The organism is Clostridium sp. HCS.1 (genome assembly GCF_047900555.1).
GTDB lineage: Bacteria > Bacillota > Clostridia > Clostridiales > Clostridiaceae > Clostridium.
The window spans coordinates 354,035-370,575 of record NZ_CP170704.1; the positions used below are offsets into that span (position 1 = coordinate 354,035).

Consider the following 16,541-nt stretch of genomic DNA (forward strand, 5'->3'; position numbering starts at 1 on the left):
ATGAAAAAATGAAAGAATGCAAGAATTACAGAAAAAATTTGGGACTATATTAAAATATACCAATAATTCAACTCTGTTGAATTATTACCTACATTTTTTCATTTTTTAATTATTCATTATTCCCATTAAATAAAAAGGGGGCTTTTAAATGAAAGCAAAAGGTAGAGTTTTTAAGTATGGAGATAATGTAGATACAGATGTAATAATTCCAGCAAGGTATTTAAATACCTCTGATCCAAAGGAATTAGCAACTCACTGTATGGAAGATATAGATAAAGAATTTACAAAGAATGTTCAAAAGGGAGATATTATTGTTGCAAATAAGAACTTTGGATGTGGGTCATCTAGAGAACATGCACCAATAGCTATAAGAGAAAGTGGAGTAAGTTGTGTTATAGCATCCACATTTGCAAGAATCTTTTATAGAAATGCAATTAACATAGGATTACCTATATTAGAATGTGATGAAGCAGTTAAAGCAATAGATGCAGGGGACGAGCTTGAAGTAGACTTTACAACAGGAATTATAAAAAATAATACTAAAAATCAAGAATATCAGGGAGAGCCATTCCCAGAATTCATGCAAAAAATAATTAACTGCGGGGGACTAGTAAATTATATTAAAGAGAAGCAACAAGCAAATGCATAATGCGTAATGCGTAATGCATAATTAGGGAAAAAACTCCTTTGGAGTTTTAGAAAATGAAAGAATGAAAAGCTTATTTGCTAACGCAAAGGCAGCATGAAAGAATGAAAGAATTAATGAATAAATTCCGCAGGAATTTAGAGATTTTCATAATTCAGCTTGTCTGAATTATTTCAATAATTATCAATTATGCATTATCCATTATTAATTAATAAACGGGGGTTATAAGATGAATTATAAAATAGCTGTAATACCAGGGGATGGAATTGGTCCAGAGGTTGTGGAACAAACTGTGAATGTTTTGAATTGTGTTGGGGATAAATTTAATCATGTTTTTGAATATGAATATTTATTAGCAGGAGGATGTGCTATAGATGAAAAGGGCACACCTCTACCGGAGGAAACTTTAGAAGCTTGCAAAAGGGCTGATGCGGTATTACTTGGAGCTGTTGGGGGACCTAAATGGGATGACCCTAATGCAAAAGTTAGACCAGAGCAAGCATTACTTGGATTAAGGGGAGGTCTTAATTTATATTGCAATTTAAGACCAGCTTTATTATATGCACCACTAAAGGATGCATCACCATTAAAGGATAGCATAATAGGTGCTGGCATAGATATATGTGTAGTTAGAGAATTAACTGGGGGAATATATTTCGGGGAAAGAGGCAGAGAAGAGGTAGATGGGGTACAAGGTGCTTATGATACTGAAAGATATAATGTAAATGAAGTAAGAAGAATAGCTAAAATTGCTTTTGATACAGCTATAAAAAGGGATAAAAGACTTACAAGTGTGGATAAAGCAAATATATTAGAAACTTCAAGACTTTGGAGAAGTGTTATAGAGGAAGTTGCTAAAGATTATCCAGAAGTTTATGTTAATCACATGTATGTGGATAATGCTTCTATGCAATTAGTAAGGGATCCAAAGCAGTTTGATGTAATAGTTACTTCTAATATGTTTGGGGATATTTTATCAGATGAAGCAAGTATGATAACAGGATCAATTGGTATGTTGCCTTCAGCATCTTTAGGAGAAGGAAAGCTTGGAATGTATGAACCTATACATGGTAGTGCACCAGATATTGCAGGAAAGGGAATTGCAAATCCATTAGCAACTATACTTTCTGCAGCAATGATGCTAAGATACAGTTTTAATTTAGAAGATGAAGCGAAAGTTATAGAAGGTGCAGTAGTTAAGGTTTTAGAAGAAGGATATAGAACAGGGGATATAATGAGTGACGGAATGAAGCTAGTTGGAACTAGTGAAATAGGAAAGCTAGTATTAGAAAATATATAAAATGAGAGGTGAAATATATGAGGAGTGATGTGATAAAAAAAGGGCCACAAAGGGCACCACATAGATCATTACTAAAGGCAACAGGGTTAACTGACGAAGAAATAAACAAACCATTAATAGGAGTTGTAACTTCACAAAATGATATAATAGCAGGTCATATAAATTTAGATAAAATAGTGGAATCAGTTAAAAAGGGAGTACTTATGTCTGGAGGCACTCCAATAGTATTTCCAACCATAGGAGTATGTGATGGTATAGCAATGGGACATGAAGGAATGAGATATTCATTAGTTACAAGAGAGCTAATAGCAGACACTATTGAATGTATGGTCAAAGCACATGCCTTTGATGCATTAGTATTAATACCAAACTGCGATAAAATTGTACCAGGTATGATGATGGCGGCACTAAGACTTAACATACCAGCAATAGTAATTAGTGGAGGTCCAATGCTAGCAGGTAAATTCAAGGGTAAGGATGTATCTCTTTCAACTATGTTTGAAGCAGTTGGGGCATTTGAGAATGGGACTATGTTAGAGGGAGATTTATGTGATATGGAAAATAAGGCATGCCCAACATGTGGATCCTGTTCAGGTATGTTTACAGCAAATTCAATGAATTGCTTAGCAGAGGTTTTAGGGTTAGGATTACCTGGAAATGGGACAATACCAGCTGTATATTCAGAAAGAATGAGACTTGCTAAATATGCAGGTATGAAAATAATGGACTTATTAGAAAAGGATATTAAGCCAAGAGATATAGTAAATGAAAAATCTATAAGAAATGCATTAACTGTAGATATGGCTTTAGGATGTTCTACAAATAGCGTTCTTCATTTAACAGCAATTGCTAATGAAGCAAAGGTAGACTTAAATCTAGACATGATTAATGAAGTATCAGAAGTAACACCAAATCTTTGTAGATTAGCACCAGCTTCAGATACTCATATTGAAGAGTTATATTGGGCTGGCGGAATTCAAGCAGTTATGAAGGAACTTTCAAAGAAGGATCTTTTAGATTTAGATTGTGTAACAGCTACATCTAAAACTCATAAGGAAAATTTAGAGGGAGTAGAAGTTCTTGATTACAATATTATTAAGAGTATAGATGAACCATTTAGTTCAACTGGTGGAATCAGAGTATTAAAAGGAAACTTAGCAGTAGATGGGGCAGTAGTTAAGAAATCAGCAGTATTAGAAGAAATGTTAGTCCACACAGGACCAGCAAGAGTATTTGATTTAGAAGAAGATGCAATAGAAGCAATTTTATCTAAGAAAATAGTTAAAGGTGACGTAGTAGTAATTAGATATGAAGGACCTAAGGGTGGCCCTGGTATGAGAGAAATGCTATCACCAACATCAGCAATTGCGGGAATGGGTTTAGATAAATATGTAGCATTAATAACTGATGGAAGATTTAGTGGAGCTACTAAAGGTGCTGCTATTGGACATATTTCTCCAGAAGCAGCTGAAGGTGGAACAATAGGACTAGTGGAAGAAGGAGATATTATTTCAATAGATATTCCAAATGGAAAACTAGAACTATTAGTAGATGAAGAAGTTTTAGAAGAAAGAAGAAGAAACTTCAAACCATTACCACCAAAAGTAACAGAAGGATATTTAGCAAGATACGCTAAGCTAGTAAGCTCTGCTAGCACAGGAGCAATACTTAAATAATGCATAATGGGTAATGCGTAATGCATAATTAAGGAAAAAACTCCTTTGGAGTTTTGGAAAAGGAAAGAATTAATGAAAAATAGATAATGCGTAATTATGAAAAAATGAAGAGCTTCTTTGCTGAAGCAAAATTGCATGAAAAAATGAAAGAACTTATTGCTTACGCAAAATGCATAATTAGGGAATAAACTTCTTCGGAGTTTAGAGATTTATAAATTTGATAATTCAGCTTGCTGAATTATTTCAACAATTATGCATTATCAATTATGCATTACTAATTAAAAAAGGGGGGTATTTATGATTATAACTGGAGCTGAAATTTTAATTAAATCCCTTTTAGATGAGGGTGTTGATACGATATTCGGGTATCCGGGGGGCGCTGTTTTAAATATATATGATGAGCTTTATAAATATAGGGATAAGATTAATCATATATTAACTGCTCATGAACAGGGTGCTTCTCATGCAGCTGATGGATATGCAAGGGCTACTGGAAGGGTTGGAGTTTGCTTAGCTACATCTGGACCAGGAGCAACTAATTTAGTTACTGGTATTGCAACTGCATATATGGATTCTATTCCAATAGTAGCTATTACAGGGAATGTAACTAAGCCATTGTTAGGAAAGGATAGTTTCCAAGAAGTAGATATTACTGGAATTACAATGCCAATAACAAAGCATAATTATATTGTTAAAGATGTTAATGATCTGCAGAGAATAGTAAGGGAAGCCTTTTATATAGCAAGGGAAGGAAGACCAGGACCTGTATTAATAGATATACCAAAGGATATAACTGCTGCTAAAGCAGTATATGAACCAATAATTCCTAAGGAAGTTGAAAGAAAAACTAAGCATATAACAAAGGAAGCTTTAGAAAGTGTTGCAAAATTAATTAATGAATCAGAAAATCCATTTATATATGCAGGTGGAGGAATAGTAGCATCAGGAGCTTATGAGGAACTTAAGGAGATTGTTAATAAAATAAATTCTCCAATAGCAACTTCTCTTATGGCAATGTCATCCTTCCCATATAATCATCCATTATATACTGGTATGATAGGAATGCATGGAAGTAAAGCTTCTAATATATTAGTTAGTAAATGTGATTTATTAATTAATCTTGGGGCAAGGTTTAGTGATAGGGTAATAAACAATCAAAATCATATTAAAAATGCAAAGATTATTCATATAGATGTTGATCCAGCAGAAATAAATAAAAATGTGAAAGTAGATGCATTTGTAATTGGGGATTTAAAAATAGTGCTTCAAAGGTTAATTCCACTTCTTAAAGAAAAGAAAAATGAAGAATGGCTTCAGAAAATGAGAGAGCTTAAGTCTTTAAATGTGGAAGATACATCTGAAACAGGAGAATTAACTCCAGAATTCTTATTTAGAAAATTAAGTGAATTAGATGATGGAAACTTTGTTCTTACAACAGAAGTTGGACAGCATCAAATGTGGGCTTCTCAATTCTTTAAATTTAAAACACCAAGAACATTTATATCATCAGGTGGACTTGGAACTATGGGGTATGGCTTAGGTGCTTCAATTGGGGCTCAAATGGCATTAAAGGATAAGCAGGTAATAAATATTGCTGGTGATGGAAGCTTTGGAATGAACTGCAATGAATTAGCCACAGCAGCTAAAAATAAGTTACCAATAATAGTTATAATAGTGAATAATAATTCTTTAGGAATGGTTAGACAATGGCAGAACTTTTTCTATGAAGGCAGATATTCTTCCACAACTTTAAATAGCACTACAGATTTTGTAAAAGTAGCTGAAGCATTTGGTGGTAAGGGATATAGAGTCTTTGAAAAAGAGGAACTTCTTCCAGTATTAAAGGAAGCTTTAGAATATAAAGGACCTGTTGTAATAGACTATGTAATACACAATGATAAAAAGGTATTTCCTATGGTTGCACCTGGTGCAGCAATTAATGAAATAATAAGTGAAGATGATGTTTAAATAATAGGGGGTTAGAAAAATGGCAAAAATGTATTATGAAAAGGACACAAATTTAGATTTATTAAAGGGGAAGAAAGTTGCAATAATTGGATATGGTAGCCAAGGACATGCACACGCCTTAAATTTACATGAAAGCGGAGTAGATGTGGTAGTTGGGCTTTATAATGGAAGTAAATCATGGAAAAGAGCTGAAGATGCTGGTTTAGAAGTAGCAACAGTTGCAGAAGCAGCAAAGGCAGCAGATATTATAATGATATTATTACCAGATGAGAAACAGGCACAAGTTTATAAATCAGAAATTGCTCCAAACTTAGAAGAAGGAAATGCATTAGTATTTGCCCATGGATTTAACATTCATTATGGACAAATTGTTCCACCAGCAGATGTAGATGTATTTATGTGTGCTCCTAAGGGACCTGGACATATGGTAAGAAGAACATATACTGAAGGATCAGGAGTTCCATGTTTAATTGCTGTATATCAAAATCCAACAGGAAATGCAAGAGATTTAGCTTTAGCATATTCTAATGGAATTGGAGGAGCAAGAGCTGGAGTTTTAGAAACTACATTTAAAGATGAAACAGAAACGGATTTGTTTGGTGAACAGGCAGTTTTATGTGGAGGTTGTACAGCACTTATAAAGGCTGGTTTTGAAACTTTAGTAGAAGCTGGATATGCACCTGAAAATGCATACTTTGAATGTTTACACGAAATGAAATTAATTGTAGATTTACTATATCAAGGTGGTATGAGTATGATGAGATATTCAATATCTGATACTGCAGAATATGGTGACTACATGGTTGGGGATAGAATAGTAACAGATGAAACAAAGAAGGAAATGAAGAAAGTATTAAAAGAAATCCAAGATGGGACCTTTGCAAAGAACTGGTTATTAGAAAACCAAGTTGGAAGACCAATGTTTAATGCAAGAAGAAAAATGGAAGCAGAACATCCAATCGAAAAAGTTGGACAAGAACTTAGAGAAATGATGAGCTGGATAGATACTAAGAAATTAGATTAATGTTAAAGGAGCTGCACCACAGCTCCTTTATTTTTAATATGCTTCAGTATTTAGATCTTCAGTATTATTTTTCTTTATAATTGCTAGAGTAATAATTAATGAAATAGTCAATACAATAGTTGCTGCAAGGCCTCCTTCAAATCCGAAGGAACCTCCATTAATTAAAGTTTTTCCTTCAAGTGAAATAGTTTTAAATACAGAAGAGAATGTAGATAAACCACTTACTTCTATACCTAAAACAGGTCCTAGAAGGAAATTCCAAATACTATGCATAGCCCCAACAATCCAAAGGTTATTAGTCTTATAGAAAATCAATGAGAATATTATTCCTACTAATGAAATGTTAATAAAACTTAAAAAAGTTACATTAGGATTTAATAAATGTAATGCACCAAAAAAGAATGAGTTTAATAGTATTCCAACTAATGGGCCTTTTTTAGAGGCGATTGCATTCATTAGAAAACCTCTACAAAGAATTTCTTCATTAAAGCCTTGAATTATATAACCAAATAAAGAAAGAATAATAAATGTCCAATTTATACTATTTGGATTTATGCTAACAGAAATGGAACCAAGAAGAAAATTAATTAAAAAAGTTGAAGAAATCATTGCTAAGCCTATTAAGACTCCAATAAGATAATTAATTGGAAATCTCTTTTTTGTAATTCCAAGGGAAGGTAAAGTCCTCTTTTCAACAAATTTACAATAAATAATAATTAATATAATTGGAATAGAATTTGCATATAGATTAAATAATCCATTTTCCAACATTGAAATTTTTATTATTCCTGCAAATAGAAAAGGAATTAGTATAAGTTGTCCTACAAGAAGTGTTAATATAAGAATAAAAAATGGTAAGATAATGTTTCCTTTCCTCTGAGTTTTTGTTAATTCCATTGATTCATTTAAGGATAATTTCATATGATTGCCCCCTATAAAATAAAAATTTACTAATAATATTTGATAATTATAACATATATTACATTTAATGTAAAACTACTCAAGTTATTATAAGATAAGTAAAAATTCTATATTTTACATGGATTATAATTTACTTTAGATTATGTTAAAATATTTAAATAATAAATAAGGGGGAAAACAAATGAATATTAAGATCTTTTTAAAACTAGTGGAAATACAAACAAAAGTAGCAAGCGTAATTCCATACTTAATAGGAACTTTTTATGCTTTATACAGATATGATAATTTTAATTTAAAAAATGCAATTATAATGTTTTTATCAATGATAATATTTGATATGACTACAACTGCAATAAATAATTATATGGATTATGCTAAGGCAATTAAAAAGGAAGGTTATGGATACGAAACTCATAATGCAATAGTAAATTACAACTTAAATCCAAAAGCAGTTAGATTATTAATTTATACTATGTTAGTTATAGCAGCAACTTTAGGGTTATTATTAGTTAAAAATACTAATATAATAGTACTATTAATTGGAGCAATATCCTTTGGAATTGGAATAACATATTCCTTTGGACCAATTCCTATTTCAAGAACACCTTTTGGTGAAATTTTTTCTGGACTTGCTATGGGTTTAATAATAACATTTTTATCTGTTTATATTCACATATTTGATACAGGAGTATTAGGTGTAAATATTAATGGATTAAGTAATGTAAACATAAGTTTCAATTTCATAGAATTAATCAATATATTTATAATTTGTTTATCTCCAATAATGGGAATCTCAAATATAATGCTTGCAAATAATATTTGTGATATAGATGAAGATATAGAAAATAAAAGATACACATTACCAATATATATTGGCAAAGAAAATGCATTAAAGGTATTTAAATGGTTATATTATATTGGATATATTTCTATAGTTATTGCTGTAGTACTTAGAGTATTACCAGTAGTTTCATTAGTAACTTTATTAGTATTAAAAGTAGTTCAAGGAAATATTAATAAATTTAATAAACTTCAAACTAAAAAGGATACTTTTGTATTAGCAGTTAAAAACTTTGTTATTACTAATTTAGTTTATGCTACTACTATTTTAGCTGGAGTATTATTGGGATAATAGTTAAGAGTTAATTTTCAAATTACTTAATTGGATTTTGGAAATTAACTTTTTTTCTTATTTCTTGAAAGTCTACAAAGAATATGACATTTAGCTAAGAGTATATTTTTCTAAAGTTAGAGGAAAAATAACTATGTAGCTAAATGAGGAGGAGTAAAAATGAAAAAATTATTAATAGGTATGTTGATAACTTGTAGTTTAGGACTAGCAGCTTGTGGAAGAAATAAAACAGAAAATCCATCAACTAATAATAATTCAGGTACAGGTGTAACAGATGGCACCAATGGTACAGGGGTGCATGAAAATAATGGAATGAATGGAACAAATGGAACTGGAACAACAGATGGAACAAATTCCAATACAAATGGAACGAATAATCAAGGAGCTTCATTAAATGAGAGCAGAACTTCTGTAAATAACTTATATACAGAATTTAATGAAAAAGTTGCCGGTGGAGTAGAAAATATTAAATCCGAAGATTGGGATAAATATAGTACAGAATTTAAAGGAAAACTTACAAATTTAAGAAATACAGTAAAAGATGCTTCTATAAGAAGTACTTTAGATGATATGGAAAATTTATTTAATGAATATGATACAGCAATAAGAGAAAAGAAGGATGTAGCTAAAGATAAAGTAGAATCAATGAAAACAAAAATAGAAAATTCATTTAAGTAATTAAGAAATAGTAGGTTATCTTAAAAGGTAGAGTTTAAGATAACCTTTTATTCAGTTATAATTTATTTATTGATATAAAATAATGTAGATTAGGAGAAAAAATGAATTACGTATACATTTTGAAATGTTCAGATAATACTTTATACACAGGGTGGACAACCTCCTTAGAAAAAAGACTTAAAACTCACAATAGTGGGAAGGGAGCTAAATATACAAGAGTTAGACTTCCAGTAGAGATAGTTTATTTTGAAAAATTTGAAGATAAAAAAGAAGCCATGAAAAGGGAGTACGCAATAAAACAATTATCAAGACAAGAAAAATTAAAGTTAATAGATAATTTTACAGAAGGTATTAATATTTAATTTATTAGCCTTAAATAAGTAGTGCAATATTATTTATCTTTTACCCTTAAGAAGAGTAAGGGTTATGGAAAAGAATATTATTGGAGATAATATAAAGAAGATTATTATTTCAGCTTCCTTTAATAAAAACTCAGCCTAGCCTGAGTTTTTTTAGCAATTATGCATTATGAATTATCCATTATGCATTGATTATATGTCTAGACATCTACATGTATAGTTATTAATAGGAGTAAACAGGAGTAAAACAGAGATATATAAGAATAGTTTTATAATATAAGCTAAAATAATTAAATTTTGATTAAAATCGTTGATTTTAATTAGAAGTGTGCTAAAATTAGTGTATACATCAAGAGTATTTGCATAATATATATTACAAATTAAATAACATAATATTAAAGAAAGGAGGATAGAAAAAGAAGAAAAAGCGCCAGAACTTAAGTGAGCCTCTAAATCTATGATTTAGTCAGGCGAACTTACTCCATCGAATGAATATGAGAAGGAGTTTCCTAGAATCTTCAAGCTTTTTATTAGTTTTTGGAGAAGTTACTAACTTGAGGAAAGTAGCAATAAGTTTTTAATTATATAAAGCTTATTTTTAAAGGAAACTCGACTCGCATTCGCTCGCTGAGTAAGTTCCACCAACCAAATCGAAGATTTGGGGTGTCACTTAAGTGGACGAGGTTGGGGAGTATCGATACTTCGGCGGGTGCCCCACGGTATTCACACTACCGTTAACGGCTAACAAAACTGTAAAGTGATTTACAGCACAATATTAGCTAGGTGTTAAAACCTTCAAAGTGCTATCGCACAATGAAAATTATTAATGAGAAATGTAAAACTAATGACAAAATTTATAATCAGCTTTTAAAAGGGTATATTTTGCATTATACATTTTTAATTTTTGAATGTAGTGGTGGCTCTTTAATTTTGGAACAAAAAAATAATAGACAATGGAAGGAAGAATATAATATGTGTGGAATAGTTGGATTCGTAGGAAGACAGGAAGCATCTCCAATATTAGTTGAGGGATTATCTAAATTAGAATATAGAGGATATGACTCAGCAGGAGTAGCTGTATTAGAAGATGGAGAAATAAAGGTAAGAAAGTATAAGGGACGTTTAAAGAACTTAGAAGATAATTTAATGCAGAGTCCTTTAAATGGAATAATAGGAATAGGTCATACTAGATGGGCAACTCATGGAGAACCATCAGACATCAATTCACATCCTCATACAAATGGAAATGCAACAATTAGTGTTGTTCATAATGGAATTATAGAAAATTATATAAAACTAAAAGAATGGTTAAAAACTAAGGGATATGAATTTTATTCAGAAACAGATACAGAAGTAATACCAAACTTAGTAGATTACTACTATAAAGGTGATTTATTTGAAGCTGTAACTAAAGCAACAGGAAAGATGGAAGGTAGCTATGCTATTGGAGTTATCTGTAAAGATGAACCAGATAAAATAGTAGCAGTTAGAAAAGATAGTCCATTAATAGTTGGTGTAGGAGAAGGAGAATACTTTATAGCTTCAGATATACCAGCAGTTATTAATCATACTAGAGAAGTTTATTTATTAGAAGATAAAGAATTTGTAATATTAACTAAAGATGGAGTAGAAATTAAAACAGAAGATGGAGAAAAAGTAGATAAAGAAATTTATCATGTTACTTGGGATATAGATGCAGCTGAAAAAGGCGGCTATGAAGATTTCATGTTAAAAGAAGTTCATGAGCAGCCGAAGGCTATAAGAGATACTTTAACATCTAGAGTTTTAAAGAATGCCCCAGTTCAATTAGATGATATAAATCTTACAAAAGAAGAATTAGAGTCTTTTGATAGAGTATTTATAGTAGCATGTGGAACAGCTTATCATGCAGGTTTAGTTGGAAAAACTATAATAGAAAAATTAGCTAAAATACCAGTTGAAGTTGATATAGCTTCAGAATTTAGATATAGAGATCCACTTATAACAGATAATTCATTAGTAATAGTTGTTAGCCAGTCTGGTGAAACAGCAGATACTTTAGCAGTATTAAGAGATGCTAAGAAAGTAGGCGCAAGAGTTCTTGCAATTACAAATGTTGTAGGAAGCTCAGTTTCAAGAGAAGCAGACCATGTTATTTATACTTGGGCAGGCCCAGAAATAGCAGTTGCATCAACAAAGGCTTATGAAACTATGTTAATAGCATTTTATATTTTAGGTATTTACTTTGGAGAACTAAAGGGAACTATTGATAACAATTTAGCAGAAGCCCTAAAAGAAGAATTATTAGTATTACCTGAAAAAGTAAAGGCAATATTAGATAAGAAAGATGAATTACAAAAATATGCTTCAAAACATTATATGACTAAGGATTTATTTTTCTTAGGAAGAGGATTAGACTATGCAGTAGCATTGGAAGGTTCTTTAAAGCTTAAAGAAATATCTTATATTCACTCAGATGCTTATGCTGGTGGAGAACTTAAGCATGGAACAATTGCTTTAGTTGAAGAAGGAACTCCAATTATAGCATTATTAACAGATGATAAGTTAAAGGATAAAATGGTAAGTAATATTAGAGAAGTTATTACAAGAGGAGCTAAGGTTTTAGCAATAGCTATTGAAGGAGATAATGAAGCTAAAGAAGTTTGTCATGAAGTAATTTATATTCCAAGAACTCATGAGTTATTAACTCCAATTTTATCAGTAGTTCCACTTCAATTAATAGCTTACTACGTAGCAAAACAAAAGGGCTGTGATGTAGATAAGCCACGTAATTTAGCAAAATCAGTTACTGTTGAATAGATTGTAATTAAAGGAGAGAAGTATTATGAGAGAAGAATTAGTAAAAAAACTATTAAATGAATATAAAGAAACAGAAAAAGCATTAGAACTTGGTATTGATTGGCTAAATGACAAGGACTATGCTAAAGGAAAGCTAGACTTAGTTAAAGTTATAATAGCTGATTTAGAAGAATTATCAAAAGAAGCTTAATATATATGAAAATGCACACTCTTATAACAATATAAGGGTGTGCATTTTTATTTAATTAAAAAGATTTTATTCTTTATCAAAGAGTATAAAGTAATGAAAATAAATGTTATAATTTAACAAATGATATTTTAAGAGGTTATGATATAAATTAAAGGAGGATTACTATGCAAAGAGAGATTATAAGAAATACAAAATTATTAAATAAAGAAGGAAACTTAAATCAATCAGGATATGCAAGGAGCTTAATCTTAGATTATGATAGAAAAGATATTAAGGCTAGTTCTCTTCGTATTAAGGAATGGGATTATTATTTAATATACAATGATGAATATGGTATTGCTTTAACCCTTGCAGATAATTCTTATATGAGTTTAGAAAGTGTTTCTATTCTAGACTTTAAAAATTCAAGAGAAAAAACAGTATCGCCAATTCAACCATTTTCTCTTGGAAAAATGAATATGCCATCAAGCTCTAAAGTAGGAGATGTAGTTTATACTTCTAAAAATGTTGATTTATCATATAAACATAAAGAGAATAAAAGGATTTTAGAATGTAGAATGGATAATTTTCATGATAAAGAAAGTTTTTATTGCTATCTTGAATTAGATGAAGAGCCTAAAGAATCAATGGTTATTGCCACTCCCTTTAAAAAGGAAAAACATTTTTACTATAATCAAAAAATAGTAGGTTTTAAAGTGAGTGGATATTTTAAATTAGGTGATTTTAAATATGAATTTAATAGAGATAACACAAGAGGAATTCTAGATTGGGGTAGAGGTGTTTGGACATATAAAAATGTATGGTATTGGGGTGCAGGTTGTGGAATAGTTGATAATCATGAAGTAGGCTTTAATATTGGATATGGTTTTGGAGATACAAGTGCAGCAACTGAAAATGTTATTTTCTATGATGGTATTTTGCATAAGTTAGAGGAGGTTACATTTAATATTCCAACTGATGAAGAAGGGAATTATTTATACACTAAGCCGTGGACCTTTACAAGTAGTGATAAAAGATTTGAAATGAAATTTGAACCTATTTTAAATAGAGCCTCTTGTACTGATATTAAGTTGATTTGTAGTGATCAAAATCAAGTATTTGGTAAGTTTAACGGAACTATGGTATTAGATGATGGCAGAAAGATAATGTTAAAAGATTTTTTGGCTTTTGCAGAAAGAGTTTCGAATAAGTGGTAAAACATCATATAAATATAAAAATACTTAATTTAATAGATTAGAAGATATTATAATAGAAATAATAATAAAATAATATTAGAATGCATAATCTATTTGTAAATAATAAAGTGTGATATTTTTAAAATATCTTATTTAATAGAATATAGTATTTTGAAAAAATATAATATATTTGGTAAAATATATTATATACAATGAAATTATAGGGGAGATATAAAAAAGGATGAGGTGATTGTATGTGTTTAACAAGCTGTTTAATGGGGCAAGACAAAATATTAGTACTAAAAGCAACTAAGGATACTATAAATGATATTATAGAAAAGGGCGTATATCCACTAAATAATTTACCTAGTAATTATAATCAATTTGAAAAGTTTGTATTAGTAGATGAAAAAGATTCTAATGAAAGTAAAGTTTTGGCAGTAGGAAATATAAGTGAGCCCTATGCCATTAATGAAAATAGTAAGGCCTTAAATGTATTTAATAATTATGATTGGAAATGGGAGTATGAACTTTCTAATGTAGTAGACTTAAGAGGAAATGCACTAACACTTCAAGATATATTTATTGATGAAAACCTAGATAGAATTAATTACACTGTTCAATTTTAATTATTGAATATATATTTTAAACAACATAGTAAACGTTTAAATAACAACTTACTAAATTAAATAAATGAAAGCTTATTTATAAAGTATGAAATACATTAATTCAATAGCTTGGACTTATTAGGCTATAAGAATTATGATATTTCATACTTTTTGTTATTCTTTAGGAAATTATAAAAATATTATCCTGTTAATAATTTTTAAGTGATACCCTAAATCTTTGATTTAGTTTGGTAGAACTTATACCTTCGAATGAATATGAGAAGGTATTTCATTTATAATTTCCTTTCCTTCAGTACTAGAGGATATAGATATTATATTCTGGCGACTTGGAGCCTGCGAGGTCGAAAAGAATATAATATCTATATCCTTTTTTATTTAGAATGAATTTATATATCTAAGTGCTCTACTTATACCAGTAACTACTACAGAACCATGATTTTCTTCGGGAGCCACATATATAGTAGAGTTTTCATTAAATGTTTTAATTTTATTATGTATTTTTTCAGCACCATCAACCATGTAACCTTCCTTTTCACCAACCCCTATAAATATATTGTTATGGCTTTTTTCTAGGTTAGGGAAATCTAGAATTTCATAGTCATTCCACCAAACTGAAGGGCTAAAGGAAATTATATTTTTATAAATATTGGATCCTTTTAATAAGTTCCACAATACATAATAACCACTTAATGAATGACCAAGTATAGTCATATTATTTTTATCAAAAGTTAGATTATTTTCAATTATAGGTAGAAGTTCCTTTTCTATAAAGTTATTAAAATTCTCACTACCTCCAAGGTTATTGGGTATCATAGACTTTCTTTTTTCATCTATATGATATTTTTCTGCTGGAGCTGTAAAATCTAAAAATCTCTTATCTTTTTTCTCAAATTCTTGATGGAATATACCAACAATAATTGAAGGTTTAATTCCTGTTTTAATAAATAATTTACCTTGTTGCTTTATACAAGATTTAACTATTTCAAAATAATATCCACCATCTAGGACTATTATTATCGGCAAATCACTTGCATTTGAATCTTCTGGAATGTAGAATTTAATATCATAAAAGCTATTGGTGTAGGCTGATTTTATTTTAAAATTATCCATTAAAAATACTCCTTTGTGCTAATATTTAGTAATAAGTATAAAATAATAGAAGGGAAAGGTCAACAATCATGAAACAAAACATTAATTGGTTAATAGAATATTTTTCTGAAAGTTCTATTGAATTTGTTGATATTTTTAAAGCCAAGTTATCCTCTAATAAAAAGGATCTTAACAGAAAAACTGCAAAGGATTTATGTGGCATAGTAATACCAATAATGGGGGAGTGTTACTTTTCTTTAAATAAGAAAAAATATAAGTTAAATAAAAACACAATTTTACATTGTGGTTCTAGTATGGATATAAGAATTGAAACAGAAGATATAGGTATAGAGTATTATGTAGTTCATTATAAAAATCTTTCCACCATTAAAAAATTTGAAAACATAGAAGAAGAATCTTTTTATTTAGAAATTGATGATAGGCTACCTTTATTAAAGTACTGTGAAAATATTGCTGATAAATCATTAAGTCCAGATAAGTTCACGAAATTTTCTTGTAAGGTTGATTTTATAAATTTAATTAATTCTTTAATAGAAAATGTAAGATCAGTACACTATAATGACAAATTAAAATTAGTTAATAAGGGAATTGAATACATAAATAAAAATTATAATCAGCCAATATCTATTAGTGAAATATCTGATACTTTAGATATGGATAGAAGAAGATTTAGTGATATTTTTCAAGAAGTTACAGGATTATCACCTATAAAATACTTAACAGAGTATAGATTAAAAGAAGCTAAAAGGTTATTAAAGTTCTCAAATTATACAATTTCTGAAATAGCAGATATGACTGGATACAATGATTGCTTTTATTTTAGTAAGAACTTTAAAAAGAATGTAGGGATATGTCCAAGAAGATATAGAGAGATAAATAATGATGTAGCGGAAATGGTATTAATTAAAAAATAACCTCGGCAAAAGTACAAAAA

15 protein-coding genes are annotated in these 16,541 nt (G+C 29.7%); 13 read left to right on the plus strand and 2 right to left on the minus strand.

Features of this window, described 5'->3' with window-relative positions:
• Positions 1-148 precede the first annotated feature (148 nt).
• The 5 genes from leuD to ilvC all read left to right on the plus strand — a co-directional run bounded on the left by leuD (position 149) and on the right by ilvC (position 6,614).
• On the plus strand, positions 149-649 hold the full coding sequence (gene leuD / locus ACFYH6_RS01795) for a 3-isopropylmalate dehydratase small subunit (RefSeq protein ID WP_416179348.1): 501 nt from the start codon (positions 149-151) through the stop codon (positions 647-649).
• Between the two features lie 226 nt (positions 650-875).
• Positions 876-1,946 (plus strand): 3-isopropylmalate dehydrogenase, encoded by a 1,071-nt coding sequence (leuB, locus tag ACFYH6_RS01800; protein WP_416179347.1) that lies wholly within the window; start codon positions 876-878, stop codon positions 1,944-1,946.
• A 17-nt stretch (positions 1,947-1,963) separates the two neighbouring features.
• Positions 1,964-3,622, plus strand: a complete 1,659-nt coding sequence (gene ilvD / locus ACFYH6_RS01805) for a dihydroxy-acid dehydratase (protein WP_416179346.1) — start codon at positions 1,964-1,966, stop codon at positions 3,620-3,622.
• A gap of 297 nt (positions 3,623-3,919) precedes the next feature.
• On the plus strand, positions 3,920-5,590 hold the full coding sequence (ilvB, locus tag ACFYH6_RS01810) for a biosynthetic-type acetolactate synthase large subunit (protein WP_316343996.1): 1,671 nt from the start codon (positions 3,920-3,922) through the stop codon (positions 5,588-5,590).
• 19 nt (positions 5,591-5,609) lie between these two features.
• Positions 5,610-6,614, plus strand: a complete 1,005-nt coding sequence (ilvC, locus tag ACFYH6_RS01815; protein ID WP_416179345.1) for a ketol-acid reductoisomerase — start codon at positions 5,610-5,612, stop codon at positions 6,612-6,614.
• A gap of 33 nt (positions 6,615-6,647) precedes the next feature.
• On the opposite strand, the gene ACFYH6_RS01820 is transcribed toward ilvC, so the two are convergent.
• A complete protein-coding gene (locus tag ACFYH6_RS01820; protein ID WP_316343998.1) occupies positions 6,648-7,535 on the minus strand; it encodes a type II CAAX endopeptidase family protein in 888 nt (295 codons plus the stop codon).
• Positions 7,536-7,716: 181 nt separating this feature from the next.
• Between ACFYH6_RS01820 and menA the strand changes: the two genes are divergently transcribed.
• The 7 genes from menA to ACFYH6_RS01855 all read left to right on the plus strand — a co-directional run bounded on the left by menA (position 7,717) and on the right by ACFYH6_RS01855 (position 14,497).
• Positions 7,717-8,667 (plus strand): 1,4-dihydroxy-2-naphthoate polyprenyltransferase, encoded by a 951-nt coding sequence (gene menA / locus ACFYH6_RS01825; RefSeq protein WP_416179344.1) that lies wholly within the window; start codon positions 7,717-7,719, stop codon positions 8,665-8,667.
• Between the two features lie 159 nt (positions 8,668-8,826).
• Complete coding sequence (locus tag ACFYH6_RS01830) at positions 8,827-9,345, plus strand: hypothetical protein (protein WP_316344000.1); 519 nt, start codon at positions 8,827-8,829, stop codon at positions 9,343-9,345.
• A 101-nt stretch (positions 9,346-9,446) separates the two neighbouring features.
• Positions 9,447-9,707: a GIY-YIG nuclease family protein gene (locus tag ACFYH6_RS01835; RefSeq protein ID WP_416179343.1), complete on the plus strand. Its 261-nt coding sequence runs from the start codon at positions 9,447-9,449 to the stop codon at positions 9,705-9,707.
• 969 nt (positions 9,708-10,676) lie between these two features.
• Positions 10,677-12,503, plus strand: a complete 1,827-nt coding sequence (glmS, locus tag ACFYH6_RS01840) for a glutamine--fructose-6-phosphate transaminase (isomerizing) (protein ID WP_416179387.1) — start codon at positions 10,677-10,679, stop codon at positions 12,501-12,503.
• 25 nt (positions 12,504-12,528) lie between these two features.
• Entirely contained in the window at positions 12,529-12,693 is a 165-nt protein-coding gene (locus ACFYH6_RS01845; protein ID WP_291707964.1) for a hypothetical protein, read from the plus strand.
• Between the two features lie 164 nt (positions 12,694-12,857).
• Positions 12,858-13,889 (plus strand): DUF2804 domain-containing protein, encoded by a 1,032-nt coding sequence (locus ACFYH6_RS01850; protein ID WP_416179342.1) that lies wholly within the window; start codon positions 12,858-12,860, stop codon positions 13,887-13,889.
• Between the two features lie 233 nt (positions 13,890-14,122).
• Entirely contained in the window at positions 14,123-14,497 is a 375-nt protein-coding gene (locus ACFYH6_RS01855; protein WP_416179341.1) for a hypothetical protein, read from the plus strand.
• A 375-nt stretch (positions 14,498-14,872) separates the two neighbouring features.
• Here the strand turns inward: ACFYH6_RS01855 and ACFYH6_RS01860 are convergent, their stop codons facing one another.
• Entirely contained in the window at positions 14,873-15,607 is a 735-nt protein-coding gene (locus tag ACFYH6_RS01860) for an alpha/beta hydrolase (RefSeq protein ID WP_416179340.1), read from the minus strand.
• A 68-nt stretch (positions 15,608-15,675) separates the two neighbouring features.
• On the opposite strand from ACFYH6_RS01860, the gene ACFYH6_RS01865 reads away from it, so the two are divergent.
• A complete protein-coding gene (locus tag ACFYH6_RS01865) occupies positions 15,676-16,521 on the plus strand; it encodes a helix-turn-helix domain-containing protein (RefSeq protein ID WP_416179339.1) in 846 nt (281 codons plus the stop codon).
• Positions 16,522-16,541: the final 20 nt, after the last annotated feature.

Excerpts from the sequence above, each read along its gene's own strand:
- leuD (WP_416179348.1), top strand. The coding sequence starts at position 149 with ATGAAAGCAAAAGGTAGAGTTTTTAAGTATGGAGATAATGTAGATACA.
- leuB (WP_416179347.1), top strand. The coding sequence starts at position 876 with ATGAATTATAAAATAGCTGTAATACCAGGGGATGGAATTGGTCCAGAG.
- ilvD (WP_416179346.1), top strand. The coding sequence starts at position 1,964 with ATGAGGAGTGATGTGATAAAAAAAGGGCCACAAAGGGCACCACATAGA.
- ilvB (WP_316343996.1), top strand. The coding sequence starts at position 3,920 with ATGATTATAACTGGAGCTGAAATTTTAATTAAATCCCTTTTAGATGAG.
- ilvC (WP_416179345.1), top strand. The coding sequence starts at position 5,610 with ATGGCAAAAATGTATTATGAAAAGGACACAAATTTAGATTTATTAAAG.
- ACFYH6_RS01820 (WP_316343998.1), bottom strand. The coding sequence starts at position 7,535 with ATGAAATTATCCTTAAATGAATCAATGGAATTAACAAAAACTCAGAGG.
- menA (WP_416179344.1), top strand. The coding sequence starts at position 7,717 with ATGAATATTAAGATCTTTTTAAAACTAGTGGAAATACAAACAAAAGTA.
- ACFYH6_RS01830 (WP_316344000.1), top strand. The coding sequence starts at position 8,827 with ATGAAAAAATTATTAATAGGTATGTTGATAACTTGTAGTTTAGGACTA.
- ACFYH6_RS01835 (WP_416179343.1), top strand. The coding sequence starts at position 9,447 with ATGAATTACGTATACATTTTGAAATGTTCAGATAATACTTTATACACA.
- glmS (WP_416179387.1), top strand. The coding sequence starts at position 10,677 with ATGTGTGGAATAGTTGGATTCGTAGGAAGACAGGAAGCATCTCCAATA.
- ACFYH6_RS01845 (WP_291707964.1), top strand. The coding sequence starts at position 12,529 with ATGAGAGAAGAATTAGTAAAAAAACTATTAAATGAATATAAAGAAACA.
- ACFYH6_RS01850 (WP_416179342.1), top strand. The coding sequence starts at position 12,858 with ATGCAAAGAGAGATTATAAGAAATACAAAATTATTAAATAAAGAAGGA.
- ACFYH6_RS01855 (WP_416179341.1), top strand. The coding sequence starts at position 14,123 with ATGTGTTTAACAAGCTGTTTAATGGGGCAAGACAAAATATTAGTACTA.
- ACFYH6_RS01860 (WP_416179340.1), bottom strand. The coding sequence starts at position 15,607 with ATGGATAATTTTAAAATAAAATCAGCCTACACCAATAGCTTTTATGAT.
- ACFYH6_RS01865 (WP_416179339.1), top strand. The coding sequence starts at position 15,676 with ATGAAACAAAACATTAATTGGTTAATAGAATATTTTTCTGAAAGTTCT.